Here is a 14,069-nt window from a genome sequence, read left to right as displayed (position 1 = left end):
GCGAGAAGACGTCCCGTGAAGACAGCCCCGGAAGACGCCCGCGTCACCGGCACCTCACAGATGGAGACACGATGACCACGGACTCGAGGACCGACTCGCAGTCGCCCGCGCCGCACGCAGCGGACACCCACGATCTGATCCGCGTGCACGGCGCACGCGTGAACAACCTGAAGGACGTCAGCGTCGAACTCCCCAAGCGCCGGCTGACGGTGTTCACCGGAGTCTCCGGCTCGGGCAAGAGCTCCCTGGTGTTCGGCACCGTCGCGGCCGAGTCGCAGCGGCTGATCAACGAGACCTACAGCGCGTTCGTGCAGGGCTTCATGCCGACGCTGGCCCGGCCCGAGGTCGACGTTCTGGACGGGCTGACCACCGCGATCATCGTCGACCAGGAGCGGATGGGAGCCGACCCCCGCTCCACGGTCGGCACCGCCACCGACGCCAACGCGATGCTGCGGATACTCTTCAGCCGCCTCGGTAAGCCGCACATCGGCTCGCCGCAGGCGTTCTCCTTCAACGTCGCGTCCATGAGCGGGGCGGGCGCCGTCACCATGGAGCGTGCCGGGAAGACGGTGAAGGAGCGCCGCAGCTTCAGCGTCACCGGCGGCATGTGCCCGCGCTGCGAGGGCCGGGGTTCGGTCAGCGACATCGACCTGACCCAGCTCTACGACGACTCCAAGTCGATCGCGGAGGGCGCGTTCACCATCCCCGGCTGGAAGTCGGACAGCTGGTGGACCGTGGGCGTCTACGCGGAGTCGGGTTTCCTCGACCCGAACAAGCCGATCCGCGAGTTCACCGAGCAGGAGATGCAGGACTTCCTCCACCGTGAGCCGACCAAGGTGAAGGTCAACGGCGTCAACCTCACGTACGAGGGGCTGATCCCCAAGATCCAGAAGTCGTTCCTGTCCAAGGACAAGGAGGCGATGCAGCCGCACATCCGGGCCTTCGTGGAGCGCGCGGTCACCTTCACCGCCTGCCCCGAGTGCGACGGCACACGGCTGAGCGCGGAGGCGCGGTCGTCGAAGATCGAGGGGGTGAGCATCGCCGACGCCTGCGCGATGCAGATCAGCGATCTCGCGCAGTGGGTGCGGGGCCTGCACGAGCCTTCGCCGGGCTCTTCGAGCGGGGGATACGCCGCGGTGGCGCCGCTGCTGACGACGCTTGGGCGCACCCTCGACTCGTTCGTCGAGATCGGGCTCGGCTACCTGTCGCTGGACAGGCCGTCGGGCACGCTCTCGGGCGGCGAGGCGCAGCGCACCAAGATGATCCGGCACCTGGGCTCGTCCCTCACCGACGTCACGTACGTCTTCGACGAACCGACGATCGGTCTGCACCCCCACGACATCCAGCGCATGAACGACCTGCTGCGGCAGCTGCGGGACAAGGGCAACACGGTGCTGGTCGTCGAGCACAAGCCGGAGGCGATCGCGGTCGCCGACCACGTCGTCGACCTCGGGCCGGGCGCCGGCGCGGAGGGCGGGCAGGTCGTCTTCGAGGGCACGGTGGAGGAACTGCGGAGCAGCGACACCCTCACCGGGCGGCACCTGGACGACCGGGCCTCCCTCAAGCCGTCGGTGCGGAAGGCGTCCGGGGCGCTGGAGGTGCGCGGCGCCGCCACGCACAACCTGCGGGACGTGGATGTCGACATCCCGCTCGGCGTGCTGACCGTGGTGACCGGCGTGGCGGGCTCGGGCAAGAGCTCGCTGATCCACGGCTCGGTTGCCGGGCTGGAGGGGGTTGTCGCCGTCGACCAGACCGCGATCCGCGGCTCGCGGCGCAGCAACCCGGCGACGTACACGGGCCTGCTCGACCCGGTCCGCAAGGCCTTCGCGAAGGCCAACGGCGTCAAGCCGGGGCTGTTCAGCGCCAATTCGGAGGGCGCCTGCCCCAACTGCAAGGGTGCGGGGGTGGTCTATACGGACCTGGCGATGATGGCGGGGGTGGCCGTCCCCTGCGAGGTGTGCGACGGGAAGCGGTTCCAGGCGGCGGTGCTGGACTACGAGTTCGGCGGCCGCGACATCAGCGAGGTGCTCACGATGTCGGTGGCCGACGCCGAGGAGTTCTTCGGCGCGGGCGACGCGAGGCTCCCGGCCGCGCACAAGATCCTCGGCCGGCTCGCCGACGTCGGCCTCGGCTACCTCACGCTCGGGCAGCCGCTCACCACGCTCTCCGGCGGCGAGCGGCAGCGGCTCAAGCTGGCCACGCACATGGGGCAGGACGGCGGCGTCTACATCCTCGACGAGCCCACCACTGGCCTCCACCTGGCGGACGTCGAGCAGCTGCTGGGCCTGCTCGACCGGCTCGTCGACTCCGGCAAGTCGGTCGTCGTCATCGAGCACCACCAGGCCGTCATGGCGCACGCCGACTGGATCATCGACCTCGGCCCCGGCGCGGGCCACGACGGCGGCCGGGTCGTCTTCGAGGGCACGCCCGCCGGTCTGGTCGCCGCCCGCTCCACCCTCACCGGCGAGCACCTCGCGGCGTACGTCGGCAAGTGACCGGGCCGGGCGGCTACTTGCCGCCCAGCCCGGCAAGTCCTGCGACGATCCAGCGCCGGGCGAGGACGTACGCGATGAAGACCGGGGCGGCGGACAGCAGGACGGCCGTCATCAGCCCGGGGATGTTCACGCCGTACTCGGTCTGGAAGTTCCAGAGGTTGAGGGTGAGGATCTGCTGCTCCTCGGACTGGGTGAGGATCAGCGGGAACAGGAAGCCGTTCCACGCCTGGAGCGCTGCGTAGATGCCGACGGCGACGATGCTGCCGCGGGACATCGGGATGACGAGGGACCACAGCGTGCGCATCGGGCCGGCCCCGTCGAGCGTCATGGCCTCGTAGTTCTCGGCGGGCACGTCGCGCAGCGAACCGGCGAGGATGAGGACGGCGAAGGGCAGCCCGAAGGCGACGGTGGGCAGGATGATCGCGGGCTTGGTGTCGTACAGCCCCATCCGGACGATCATCAAGTAGACGGGGATGATGACCGCTTGGGCGGGGATGGCGAGCCCCAGCAGGAAGACGGAGAACGCACCGGCCACAAAGCGGCTGGTGGAGCGGACCACCGCGTACGCGGCGGGGACGGCGCACACGAGGGTCAGGGCGACACTGACGACCGTGACGATCACGGTGTTGACGAACGCCCGGGTGAAACCGCCTTCCAGGACCGTCGTCAGATTCTCGGGGGTCAGCTGACGGGGCAGGCCGATCGGCCCGTTGTCGAGGAACCCGTCGCGGCTCTGCACGCTCCAGCTCAGCATGCACCACAGCGGGACCAGGACGATCACCAGCCAGACCAGCGAGGCTGCGCCCCCGGGGATGTTGGCGCGGTGGAGCAACGAGCGCAGTGCGCCGGCCCGTTGGGCACTCCCGCCGCTGCTTCGCGTCCCCGGGCCGGGCCCCTGGCCGGGCGGGGTGCGGGTCTCTCCGGATGCGGGTGCCGGGGCGGTGGCCATCAGATCCCCTCCAGGGTGGAGCGCATCCTGCCGAAGCCGCTGAACCGGACGATCAGCAGTGACAGCGCCGTGCCGAACAGGACGAGGACGGTGGCCAGCGCGGAGGCGGACCCCATCTCGAAGCTCTTGAAGGCCTGTTGGTACATCCGGAACGGCATCGACTGGGTGGCCGCGCCGGGACCTCCGTCGGTGAGGATCAGGATGGTCTCGAAGGTCGTCATCGTGCCGACGATCATCAGGGTCGACGAGGTGACGACGGTGTTCCGCAGCTGCGGCAGCGTCACCGACCAGAACTGCCGCAGACGTCCGGCACCGTCGATGGTGGCGGCCTCGTAGAGGTGTGCGGGGACGTTACGGGCGGCGGCCTGGTACATCAGCATGTGGAACGGCACGAACTGCCAGGCGCCCACGGCGACGATGGCCAGCAGGGCGCCGCCGGAAGTGCCGAGCACGTTGCCGCTGGGCACGCCGATCCACGGGCCGATGGTGCGGGCGAGGCCGAAGTTGGGGTCGAGCAGCGCCTTCCAGACCAGGGCGGTCGCCGCGCCGGAGAGCAGCAGCGGCAGGAAGGCGAGCGCGGAGGCGACCGCACGTCCGCGCTGTGCGCCCGCCGCCCACACGCCGAGGAGCATCGCGAGCGGCGTCTGCACCGCCCAGCCGGCGAGCGTGAGCACGGCCGTGATCCGCAGGGAGTGCAGGAGGCCGGGATCGGTGATCAGCTCACGCCAGTTGGCGAGTCCCGTCCAGCGGGGGTCGCCGAGGCCGTTCCAGGTCGTGAAGGAGAGCCAGCAGACGAGGACGAGCGGTACGAGCGCGAAGACGCCGAAGACGAGCACGGCCGGAACGGCGTAGAGCGCGCCGGGCCGTGCGGCGTTGTCGGTGTGCGAGGCGGCGCGTGTGCGGCCGCGGAGCGCGGGGCGGGCGGGTGCCGGTGCCGGGGCGGTCACTGGATCAGCTCCATCGCGTCGACGAACTGCCGCGGGGAGAGCTTCTCCAGGAAGATCTGCTGGAGGCTGGAGAGCATCGCCTCCTTCACGGCGGGGAGCATCGCCTGGTCCCAGGAGAGGGTGAAGTCGGGGGCGTCGGAGACGATGCGGTAGACGTACAGCGCGAAGTCCGGGTCGGGGGCGAGGTCGCGCAGCCGGTCCTCGATGCCGACGGCGGCGGGAACGTCACCCGCTTTGATGAGGGCGTCGATGAAGGGGCGCGCGGCGAGCTGGGTGCCGACCAGGTCGAGACCCGCGTCGATGTCGGAGCTTCTGGCGTTGACGGACAGGTAGTTGGTGTTGTTTCCGACCAGGGCGCGGGGGTCGCCCGTGCCTCCGGGGATCTCCGGGAAGGACACCCAGCTCAGGCCCTCCTCGGTGAAACGCGTGTGGTCGTTGCGCAGGTTGGAGTACTCCCATGAACCCATCAGGTGCATGGCGGCCCGGCCCTTCGCGAAGAGTGCGCTGGCGCCGCCCGAGCCGTAGCTGACCGATCCGAATGCCTGGCCGAAGGCGCCGCGGCGGACCAGCTTCTGTATCCGGTCGAGGGCTTCCTCGATGGCGGGGTGCCGCCAGCTGTCGCGCTCTCCCGCGAAGATCCTCCGCAGCGGGCCGGTGCCGGTGAGCCGCATGGTGATGCATTCGAGCCACATCAGCTCGCACCAGCTTTCCGCCCCGGCGAGCGAGACGGGCAGGACGTCCGCGTCGACGAAGGCGTCGACGACGTCGAGCAGTTCGTCCCAGGTCCGGGGCGGGCGCAGGTCGTGCTCGTCGAAGAGGGTCTGGTTGCAGAAGAGGATGACCGGCTGCATCCCGCGCACGGGCAGCCCGAGCGGTTCGCGTCCCTCGACGCGGGCGGCCTGGAGGGCCGCGGGGAGGAACGCGTCGCGCCACCGGGTGTCCTTGCCGAAGCGGTCCGCCAGGTCGACCACGAGTCCGGCGTCATGGTACGGGCGCAGCGACTCGCCGCCCCAGCTCCAGAAGACGTCCGGCCCGTCCGAAGTGCCCATGGCGATGCGGAGCTTCTGCGTGTAGCCGGTGTTGGGAAACGGCGTGAGCTTGGCAGGCACGGGGTGGGTGCGCCGGAGGCGGGCCAGGGCGGCGCGCTGGATCTTGTTCTGCACGGGGTCGGTGAGGGTCCACACGTCCAGACCGCGGACGTCTCTCCCGGTGCCGAGACCGACGGCCGAGCAGCCGGTGAGGGGGGCCGCGCCCATGCCGGCGGCTCCGATGCCGGCGAGGCCGGTCAGGAAGCGACGCCGGCTGTGGGCCGGGCGCGTCGCCGTGTCTGCCATGACGCCTCCGCTCAGAAACTTTCGGCGAATTCCGAAATCAAGAGGTTGGCGTGGAACCTAGAGCGGGCACCACAGGGCCGTCAATAGCCGTGCAGGCGTTGGCCTACATGAGTTCCTGCCTGCGGCAGAGTGGGAAGCTCCTGACGTAGAAAGTTTCCGAAATCATCGAGTAGCATCCGCTGCATCCGCTCCACTCGACGAGGTGACGATGGAAGAGAAAGCGCACCACTCGGGCAGCCCGGACGACCACGGCGGCACCGCGCCGTGGCGCGACAAGCGGCTGACGGCCGACGTCCGCGTCGCCGACCTGATCTCCCGGATGACCCTCGACGAGAAGCTGGCCCAACTGGTCGGAGTGTGGGTCGGCGCCACCCACGACGGCCGGGGAGTCGCCCCGCACCAGGACGACCTCGCCGGGGAGTCACCGTCCTGGGAGGAGCTGATCAGGGACGGACTCGGGCAGCTCACCCGCGTCTTCGGCACACGCCCGGTGACACCGGCCGCCGGCGCCAAGGCACTCGCCGCGAGTCAGCGCGAGGTCATGGCGGCCAACCGGTTCGGCATCCCCGCGGTGGCACACGAGGAATGCCTCGCCGGGTTCACCACGTGGGGCGCGACGGTCTTTCCCGTACCGCTCGCCTGGGGGGCCAGCTTCGACACGGCGCTGGTGCGGCGCATGGCGGAGGCCATCGGGCAGAGCATGCGCGCGGTCGGCGTGCACCAGGGGCTGGCGCCGGTGCTGGACGTCGTACGGGACGCACGCTGGGGCCGGGTCGAGGAGACCATCGGTGAAGACCCGTATCTCGTCGGCGAGATCGGCTCCGCATACGTCTCCGGGCTCGAATCCACAGGGATCATCGCCACGCTCAAGCACTTCGCGGGCTACTCGGCAAGCCGCGCCGGGCGCAACCTGGCACCGGTGAGCATGGGGCCGCGCGAACTGGCCGACGTGATACTGCCGCCCTTCGAGACCGCGCTGCGCGAGGCGGGCGCCCGCTCGGTGATGCACGCCTACACGGACACCGACGGCGTGCCCGCGGCCGCCGACGAACGGCTGCTGACGGACGTGCTGCGCAAGGAGTGGGGCTTCGAAGGGACCGTCGTCGCCGACTACTTCGGGGTGTCGTTCCTCGAACTGCTGCACCGCACCGCGGGCGGACCCGGTGAGGCCGCCGTCCAGGCGCTGACGGCCGGCGTGGACGTCGAACTCCCCACCGCGCGCTGCTACGGACGGCCGCTGGCCGAGCAGGTGCGCGGCGGCATGGCCGACGAGTCGCTGGTGGACCGTGCCCTGACGCGCGTCCTGCGGCAGAAGTGCGAACTCGGCCTGCTCGACCCGGACTGGAGCGCGGGGCCGCCGGTGCGCGAACCCGATCTCGACCCACCCGAACACCGGGAGATCGCCCGGCAGTTGGCGCGGGAGTCCGTCGTACTGCTCGCCGACGACGCCGGGCTGCTGCCGCTGAGCACACCCGGACGGGTCGCGGTCGTCGGGCCGCTCGCCGACGACGCCCTCGGGCTGCAGGGCTGCTACTCCTTCCCCGCACACGTGGGCGTGCGCCACCCGGAGTGGGACATGGGCGTCTCCGTGCCGAGCGTGCTCCAGGGCCTTCGGGACGGGCTGGGCGCCGCCGGCATCACCTACGAAGAGGGCTGCCCGGTCCGGGAGCCCGACAGGTCGGGGTTCGCCGGGGCGGCGACCGCCGCGCGGGAGGCGGACGTGTGCCTGGCGGTACTGGGCGACAGGGCCGGGCTGTTCGGACGCGGCACGTCGGGCGAGGGGTGCGACGTGCCCGACCTGTCACTGCCCGGGGTGCAGTCGGAACTCCTGGAGGAGCTGCTGCGCACCGGTACGCCGGTGGTGCTGATCGTGGTCAGCGGGCGTCCGTACGCGCTGGGTACGGCAGCCGGACGCGCGGCGGCGATCGTGCAGACCTTCTTCCCCGGCGAGGAGGGCGCAGCAGCGCTGACGGACGTCCTGACCGGCCGTGCGGACCCCTCGGGCCGGCTGCCGGTCGGTGTGCCGCGCACGCCCGGCGGACAGCCCTCCACCTATCTGACGGCACCCTTGGGGCGCGCCAGTGAGGTGAGCGCGCACGACCCGACGCCGCTGTTCCCCTTCGGCCACGGCCTGTCCTACACGCGGTTCGGCTACGGAGAGTTGACGCTCAGCAGCGAAGAGGTGCCGGCCGACGGCGAGTTGGAGATCTCCTGCACCGTCACCAACACGGGCGGACGGACGGGCACGGAGATCGTGCAGCTCTACCTCACCGACCCTGTCGCCCAAGTGGTCCGGCCCTGGCGAGAGTTGGCAGGTTTCGCGCGGCTGGAACTCGCTGCGGGCGAGAGCCGCCGCGTCACCTTCGGCCTGCACACCGACCGCACCGCGTTCACCGGGCGGGACGGGCGGCGGGTGGTGGAGCCGGGCCTCGTCGAGGTGCGGATCGGAAGGTCGAGCACCGACACGCCGCTGGAGGGAACCTTCCGCATCACCGGCACGGAACCGCGTGCGGCCGGTCACGACCGCGTGCTGCGGACCTCGGTGCGTGTGACGAAGCGCCCCTGATCCGGGGCCGGTCGGCCGGTCCTGCGGTTCGGCCGGCGGTCCCGGCCGGCCTTCCGGCGGTTCGCCGGTTCGGGGGTCGGCGGTCCGGCCGGCCGGCCCGTCCGGTGGCCGGTCGTCGCCCGTGCGTCAGTTCCGCCGGGGAGGAGCCGTGCTGTCGCGTACGACCAGCTCCGTGGCCAGCTCCAGCCGGCGCGTGTCGAAGGAGCCCGTCTCCAGGTAGCGCAGCAGCATCCGCATCGCCTGCGCCGCCATCTGCGCCACGGGCTGCCGGATGGTCGTCAGCGGCGGTGAGGAGAGCCCGGCCGCGGGCAGGTCGTCGAACCCGACCACGCTCAGGTCCTGCGGAACGCGCAGACCGAGGCGTCCGGCCGTGCGGTAAACGCCCAGCGCCTGCTGGTCGTTGCCCGCGAAGACGGCGGTGGGCGGATCCGGCAGGGAGAGCAGTTCGCGTGCCGCCTGCTCGCCGCGCGGCGCGTAGAAGTCGCCCTCCGCGACGAGCGCGTCGTCCACGGGGAGGCCCGCCGCCTGCAGGGCCGAGCGGTAGCCGTCCAGCCGCGCACGGCTGCACTGCAACTCCGGCCTGCCGCCGATGAGTCCGATGCGCTCGTGGCCCAGCGAGATCAGATGCTCGGTGGCGGTGAGCGCGCCGTTCCAGTTGGTCGCGCCGACGGAGGCCACATGGGGGTCCGGCTGGCCGACCGGGTCGATGATGACCATGGGGATGCCGAGCGCGCGGATCTGTTCGGCGTGGGCGGGCCCGAGTGCGGTGACGGCGAGGATGATCCCGTCCGACCAGCGCGCGGTGAGGTTGTCCAGCCACCGCCGTTCCTCGGTGGTCTCCCCGTGGATGGCGGAGACGACGGTGCCGAGTCCGGACTCGTGGGCGACACCCTCGACACCGCGGATGATCTCCACCGACCATTCGCTGTCGAGGTTGTTGAAGACGAGGTCGACGAGCCGCGCCTGACCCTCGCGGCGCTTGGTGCGGCGCGCGTACTGGTGCTTGGCGAGCAGCCGTTCGACCTTGCTCCGCGTACCGGCGGCCACGTGCGCGTGCCCGTTGAGCACCTTGGAGACGGTGGGGACCGAGACCCCTGCTTCGCGGGCGATGTCGCTGATGGTGACGCGTTCCCCGCGGCCGCGTCCCCGTTCCGCGCGCTCGCCTGCCGTGTGCGGTGCGGCCACGTTACGGACCTCCTGTGACCCCGATGCTTCTGCTCGCCGTCACCCTAACCGAGACGCTGGAAACCTTTCGTAGAGCTTTCTCGCATGCCCGCCCCCGCATGCGACGGGACGGCGGCACGCGGCCGCCCGCAGCACGGTCGTCCGCACTCCGGTGGCCGGCGCGTGCAACCGTCCCGGAGCCCCGGGTGTCTTCTGATGCGAATGGACTGGACTATTGGAGGACTTCCGAATGACACCCATGAGACGCCCCGACGTCACCGGCACCCGTGGAAGACGGGCGGCGCGCGCCGCCGCCCCGCTGGCCGCCGCGCTGCTGGCGGCGGGGGGCCTGACGGCCTGGACGCTCACCCCGGGGGAAGCGCACGCCGCACCGGCCGAGGCCGCGTCCCCCGCGGAGGACCTCAACGGCGACGGTCACGCGGACCTGGTCACCGGCGCCCCGGGAGGCACGGTCTCCGGCAAGGCCCGGGCGGGCTACGTGGCTGTGACGTACGGCTCGGCGGACGGGCTCGACCCGTCCCGCAAGAAGCTGGTGAGCCGTTCCACGAGCGGCGTGCCCGGGCCGGCCGCCGCCGGGCAGCAGTTCGGCAAGACCTTCGCCACGGGTGACCTGGACGGCGACGGCTACGGCGACCTCGTCATCGGCTCCGACGACGCCTCCTCGGGCGGAGTGATCCTGTGGGGCTCGCCCTCCGGCCCGAGCGGGGGCACCGCGCTGGACGGGTACGGGTGGACGCCGCAGGCCGGCGACTTCGACGGCGACGGCACGACCGACCTGGCGCTGTTCGGCGACGGCGACCTCGGGGGCGACGACCCGGTGACGCAGCCGGGTGCGCTGTTCAAGGGCCCGATATCCCGCGACGGTTCGCCGGCCGAACGCCTCGACTTCATGGACCGCTCCGAGTGGTGGGGCTACGGCGACGACGGCCCGGGCTGCGCGGAGGACGACTCGTGCGTGGACGGGCCCTCCTCCATCAGCGGTCCCGTCACGGCCAAGGCCGTCGGCGACGTCAACGGCGACGACCGTCAGGACATCGTGATCTGGCAGTACGAGGGCGACGGTGTGTGGGGGAACCACATCCTGCTCGGCGGCAAGGCCGGCTTCACGACGGGCGCCGTGGGCGGGATCGGGTCCGTCGGCGACGAGAGCGACACGGACGTCGGAGACGTGGACGGCGACGGGCACGACGACGTCGTGCTCGGCAGCAGCGGCGCGGGCCAGAAGGTCACCGTCGTCTTCGGCTCGCCCTCGGGCCCGTCCGGCGACCGCACGCAGTCCTTCGACCAGAGCCTGCCCGGCTTCTACGGCGCGCAGGAGGACGGCGACCGCCTCGGCTCCTGCGTCTCCGTCGCCGACGTCACGGGTGACGGCCGTGCGGAGGTCGCCCTCGGCATCAGCGGGGAGGACTTCGGCGGGCTGACGGACGCCGGGTCGGTCGCGCTGCTGCACGGCAGCTCCTCCGGCGTCACCGGCACCGGCAGCCAGGTCGTCCACCAGAACACCGCGGGCGTGCCCGGGGTCGCCGAGACGGGCGACGAGTTCGGGGCGGCGTGCTCCCTCAAGGACGTCGACGGCGACGGCCACCGCGACCTGAACGTCTCCTCGGCCAAGGAGAACGCCTCGGCCGGAGCCGACTGGTCGCTGCGCGGCACGGGCGCGGGCCTGACGACCGAGGGCGCGGCGGCGTTCGGCCCCGGCGACGTCGGAGGGCCCGTGACCAAGGCGCTCTTCGGCAGCTTCCTGCGCTGAGCGCGTCCCGGCCGGGCGCGGGCCGGTCCGGACCCCGGACCCGCCGGCCCGGCCGGGACAGCCGCAACAGCCGGGGCCGGGACGTCGACCGGGCCCCGGCCCCGGGACGTCGACCGGTGACTCAGCCCCGGCTGACGGCCGTGAGGATCTCCGGGAGACGGGATGCCACCCGCGGTGCTGCGAACCGCAGGACGAGGGCAGGCGCGGCGATCCCGTAGAGAAGTCCCGCGGGCAGCACGGTCCACAGCCACGCATGCCCCCCGGACAGGTGCAGCCAGACCGTCAGCGCGACCAGCGGCGAGCACAGCAGGACACCGATGACCATGCCGCCGAAGATGCTGAGGTAGGCGAGTGACCCCTGACCGGGCGCGACGTTCTTGTAGCCGCTGTCCTGCGGAATGGAGTACGGGAAGCGGTACGAGGTGAAGACGCCGGTGGCGAGCAGGACACCGAGCAACCCCAGCGCCAGACCGAGCACTTCGGGGATCTTCCGCCACTCCCCCAGGAACGCGGAGCAGACCACCGCGACAGCCGCGACGTAGGGCACCGCGATCAGCGCGATGGCCAGCATCCGGCCGCGCATCTCGACGTACGCTTCGCGCGCGGAGGAGATCGTCGAGGCCACGAGCCAGAAGCCCGAGTAGTCCTGCCCGAACTGGTTGTACATCTGGACGCCGAGCAGCCCCGCCACCCAGCAGGCGTTGTACGCACTTCCGTTGCCCTGCGCCGCGAAGACGACCGGCAGCAACACGCCTACACCGAGCGACGACGCCCAGCCCACTTTCGTCTTCGGGTCCCGCCAGACGTAGCGCAGGCTGCGCAGCATCACCGCGCCGGTGCGGCCCGGGGGCAGGAGCCCCGCGAGGCCCGTGCCGCCGGCGCGTCCGCGGGTCTTCTCCGGTGCTGTGGCGGCCTGGACGGTCGAGGCGTCGGGCGAGGTCATCAGCCGTTCCAGGCTGCGGTGCCACCACCACAGCAGTACCGCCAACGCGGCGGCGGACAGGGCGACTTGGGCCGACGCGGAGCCGTGGGCACCGTCACTCGCCGACTGGACGGCCGCCACGGCCGAGGCGGGCGGAACCCAGGCGAGCACGCCTGCGACGGGTTCGAGAGCCGCGAGTCCGCCGGCTTCGTTCAGCCGCTGGAAGCCCAGGTTGAGCAGCTGGATTCCCACAGCGATGACCAGGCCGCTCAGCAGCGCCAGGTCCCGGCCGCGCCTGCTGGTGAGCAGGCGGACGTTCACGGCGGCCACCGCCCGCGCCAGCGCCAGGCACACGAGAACGGCCAGCGGAAGGGCGAGCACCGCGGCCGCCGTCCCCGCGACACCGTGTGCGAGGGCGACGACCGCGCCGGCCACGACAAGGACCGTGAACAGCGGGCCGATCCCGACCAGGGAGGCGGCCAGCAGGCCCGGCATGAGCCGGCGGGCCCGCAGCGGCAGCATCACCAGCCGCGTCGGGTCGAGGGTCTCGTCGCCGCCGGGGAAGAAGACCGGCATCACCGCCCAGCCGAGCGCCATCAGGGCGGCCAGCGGCACGACGGCGGCCGCGGCGTGCTCACTGCCGCGCAGCAGGACCATCCCCAGCAACTGCCCGGTGCCGAGCAGCAGTACGAGCACGACGGAGAGAACGAAGGCGACGGTGCGGCCCGATGACCCGCGCAGCCCGTTCCGGAGCAGGGACAGCTTCAGCCGTGTGAACGTCCATGTGACCGACGGCGGGGCGGCGGACCGCGACGTGACGGAGGGCGGAGCGGCGGGCTGCCGGGTGGCCGGCTGCTGGGTGGCGGGCTGCCGGGCGCTCACTCGGCACCGTCCCCGCGGCCGCTTCCGCCACCCAGCCAGTCGAGGCCGTCCCCCGCGGCGGCACGTTCGTGCGCCCCGACGAGGTGCAGGAACGCCTCGTGCAGCGAGCCCGCCGACCCCCGTACCTCCGCGAGCGGCCCGTGCGCCCGGATGCTGCCCACGGCCATCACGGCGACCCAGTCGCACAGCGACTCCACCAGTTCCATGACGTGGCTGGAGAAGACGACCGTCGCGCCGGAGCCGGTGTAGCGCTCCAGCACGCCCCGGATGGTTTCGGCGGAAACCGGGTCGACGCCCTCGAACGGCTCGTCCAGGAAGAGCACTTCGGGGTTGTGCAGCAGCGCGGCGGCCAGTCCGATCTTCTTCCGCATGCCGGTGGAGTAGTCGATGATCAGCTTGTGCTGAGAGCCCACGAGGTCGAGCGTCTCCAGCAACTGCGTCGTGCGCCGGTCGACCTCGTCGCGGGGGAAGCCGCGCAGGGCGCCGAGATGGGTCAGCAGCTCGCGCCCGGAAAGCCTCTCGAACAGGCGCAGCCCCTCGGGCAGCACCCCGATCCGGGACTTGACGTCGACGGGGTCACGCCACACGTCGCGCCCGCCGACCTCGACGGTGCCGGCATCGGGACGCAGCAGCCCCGTGATCATGGACAGGGTGGTGGTCTTGCCCGCGCCGTTCGGACCGACCAGACCCACGAATCTCCCCGCCGGCAGGTCGAGGTCGATCCCCTGGACGGCGACCTGCCCGCCGAACCGCTTCCACAGCCCTCTCACCCGCACCGCTGCGGCGGGCTCTCGGCTGTCGGGGGCGTCGGATTGCTGCTGTGGGTCGTGCAGTGTCACGGCCATGCCTCTTTCGGTTCTCGGCGGCGGGCGCGCTTCCGGGACGGCACCCGGGCAGGGGTCCAGGTGCGGCACCCCTGCGGACTCCCCGTCGACTCCGCAGAAACAGCGCCCTCTCCTCCGCGGCCGCCGACGCCGCAACGCCGCCTGCCGCTGCCGTCGATCCAATCAGCAACACCGGAGCGCGGGCAGACCTGCGG

At 71.9% G+C, this 14,069-nt stretch carries 9 protein-coding genes; 3 read left to right on the top strand and 6 right to left on the bottom strand.

Features of this window, described 5'->3' with window-relative positions:
- The first annotated feature begins 71 nt into the window (after positions 1-71).
- Complete coding sequence (locus H180DRAFT_RS00870) at positions 72-2,495, top strand: ATP-binding cassette domain-containing protein (RefSeq protein WP_055484020.1); 2,424 nt, start codon at positions 72-74, stop codon at positions 2,493-2,495.
- A gap of 13 nt (positions 2,496-2,508) precedes the next feature.
- Here the strand turns inward: H180DRAFT_RS00870 and H180DRAFT_RS00865 are convergent, their stop codons facing one another.
- The 3 genes from H180DRAFT_RS00865 to H180DRAFT_RS00855 are packed head-to-tail and all read right to left on the bottom strand — an operon-like array spanning position 2,509 to position 5,725.
- Positions 2,509-3,444, bottom strand: coding sequence for a carbohydrate ABC transporter permease (locus H180DRAFT_RS00865; protein WP_074466534.1), 936 nt, complete (start codon positions 3,442-3,444; stop codon positions 2,509-2,511).
- Positions 3,444-4,391 (bottom strand): carbohydrate ABC transporter permease, encoded by a 948-nt coding sequence (locus tag H180DRAFT_RS00860; RefSeq protein WP_079099742.1) that lies wholly within the window; start codon positions 4,389-4,391, stop codon positions 3,444-3,446. Before H180DRAFT_RS00860 ends, H180DRAFT_RS00865 begins: the two co-directional genes overlap by 1 nt.
- Positions 4,388-5,725 (bottom strand): extracellular solute-binding protein, encoded by a 1,338-nt coding sequence (locus H180DRAFT_RS00855; RefSeq protein ID WP_055484019.1) that lies wholly within the window; start codon positions 5,723-5,725, stop codon positions 4,388-4,390. The genes H180DRAFT_RS00860 and H180DRAFT_RS00855 overlap by 4 nt, the downstream gene beginning before the upstream one ends.
- Before the next feature lie 208 nt (positions 5,726-5,933).
- On the opposite strand from H180DRAFT_RS00855, the gene H180DRAFT_RS00850 reads away from it, so the two are divergent.
- Positions 5,934-8,291: a beta-xylosidase/alpha-l-arabinosidase gene (locus H180DRAFT_RS00850; protein WP_055484018.1), complete on the top strand. Its 2,358-nt coding sequence runs from the start codon at positions 5,934-5,936 to the stop codon at positions 8,289-8,291.
- A gap of 126 nt (positions 8,292-8,417) precedes the next feature.
- On the opposite strand, the gene H180DRAFT_RS00845 is transcribed toward H180DRAFT_RS00850, so the two are convergent.
- Positions 8,418-9,476: a LacI family DNA-binding transcriptional regulator gene (locus tag H180DRAFT_RS00845; RefSeq protein ID WP_055484017.1), complete on the bottom strand. Its 1,059-nt coding sequence runs from the start codon at positions 9,474-9,476 to the stop codon at positions 8,418-8,420.
- Between the two features lie 229 nt (positions 9,477-9,705).
- On the opposite strand from H180DRAFT_RS00845, the gene H180DRAFT_RS00840 reads away from it, so the two are divergent.
- The gene (locus H180DRAFT_RS00840) at positions 9,706-11,226 is read left to right on the top strand and encodes an FG-GAP repeat protein (protein WP_055484016.1); all 1,521 of its coding nucleotides are present in this window, start codon (positions 9,706-9,708) and stop codon (positions 11,224-11,226) included.
- A 121-nt stretch (positions 11,227-11,347) separates the two neighbouring features.
- On the opposite strand, the gene H180DRAFT_RS00835 is transcribed toward H180DRAFT_RS00840, so the two are convergent.
- Together H180DRAFT_RS00835 and H180DRAFT_RS00830 are read right to left on the bottom strand one after the other, a co-directional pair.
- Positions 11,348-12,916 (bottom strand): transporter, encoded by a 1,569-nt coding sequence (locus H180DRAFT_RS00835; RefSeq protein ID WP_107097557.1) that lies wholly within the window; start codon positions 12,914-12,916, stop codon positions 11,348-11,350.
- Between the two features lie 110 nt (positions 12,917-13,026).
- On the bottom strand, positions 13,027-13,875 hold the full coding sequence (locus H180DRAFT_RS00830) for an ABC transporter ATP-binding protein (RefSeq protein ID WP_055484014.1): 849 nt from the start codon (positions 13,873-13,875) through the stop codon (positions 13,027-13,029).
- Between the last annotated feature and the right edge of the window lie 194 nt (positions 13,876-14,069).

Origin of the sequence: Streptomyces sp. WMMB 322, from assembly GCF_900090145.1 — a bacterium.
GTDB lineage: Bacteria > Actinomycetota > Actinomycetes > Streptomycetales > Streptomycetaceae > Streptomyces.
This window is presented reverse-complemented; position numbering and strand designations above follow the sequence as displayed.

Bases quoted from the DNA above. Each gene is read 5' to 3' on its own strand.
- H180DRAFT_RS00850 (WP_055484018.1), top strand. From the start codon at position 5,934: ATGGAAGAGAAAGCGCACCACTCGGGCAGCCCGGACGACCACGGCGGC.
- H180DRAFT_RS00855 (WP_055484019.1), bottom strand. From the start codon at position 5,725: ATGGCAGACACGGCGACGCGCCCGGCCCACAGCCGGCGTCGCTTCCTG.
- H180DRAFT_RS00830 (WP_055484014.1), bottom strand. From the start codon at position 13,875: ATGGCCGTGACACTGCACGACCCACAGCAGCAATCCGACGCCCCCGAC.
- H180DRAFT_RS00865 (WP_074466534.1), bottom strand. From the start codon at position 3,444: ATGGCCACCGCCCCGGCACCCGCATCCGGAGAGACCCGCACCCCGCCC.
- H180DRAFT_RS00870 (WP_055484020.1), top strand. From the start codon at position 72: ATGACCACGGACTCGAGGACCGACTCGCAGTCGCCCGCGCCGCACGCA.
- H180DRAFT_RS00840 (WP_055484016.1), top strand. From the start codon at position 9,706: ATGACACCCATGAGACGCCCCGACGTCACCGGCACCCGTGGAAGACGG.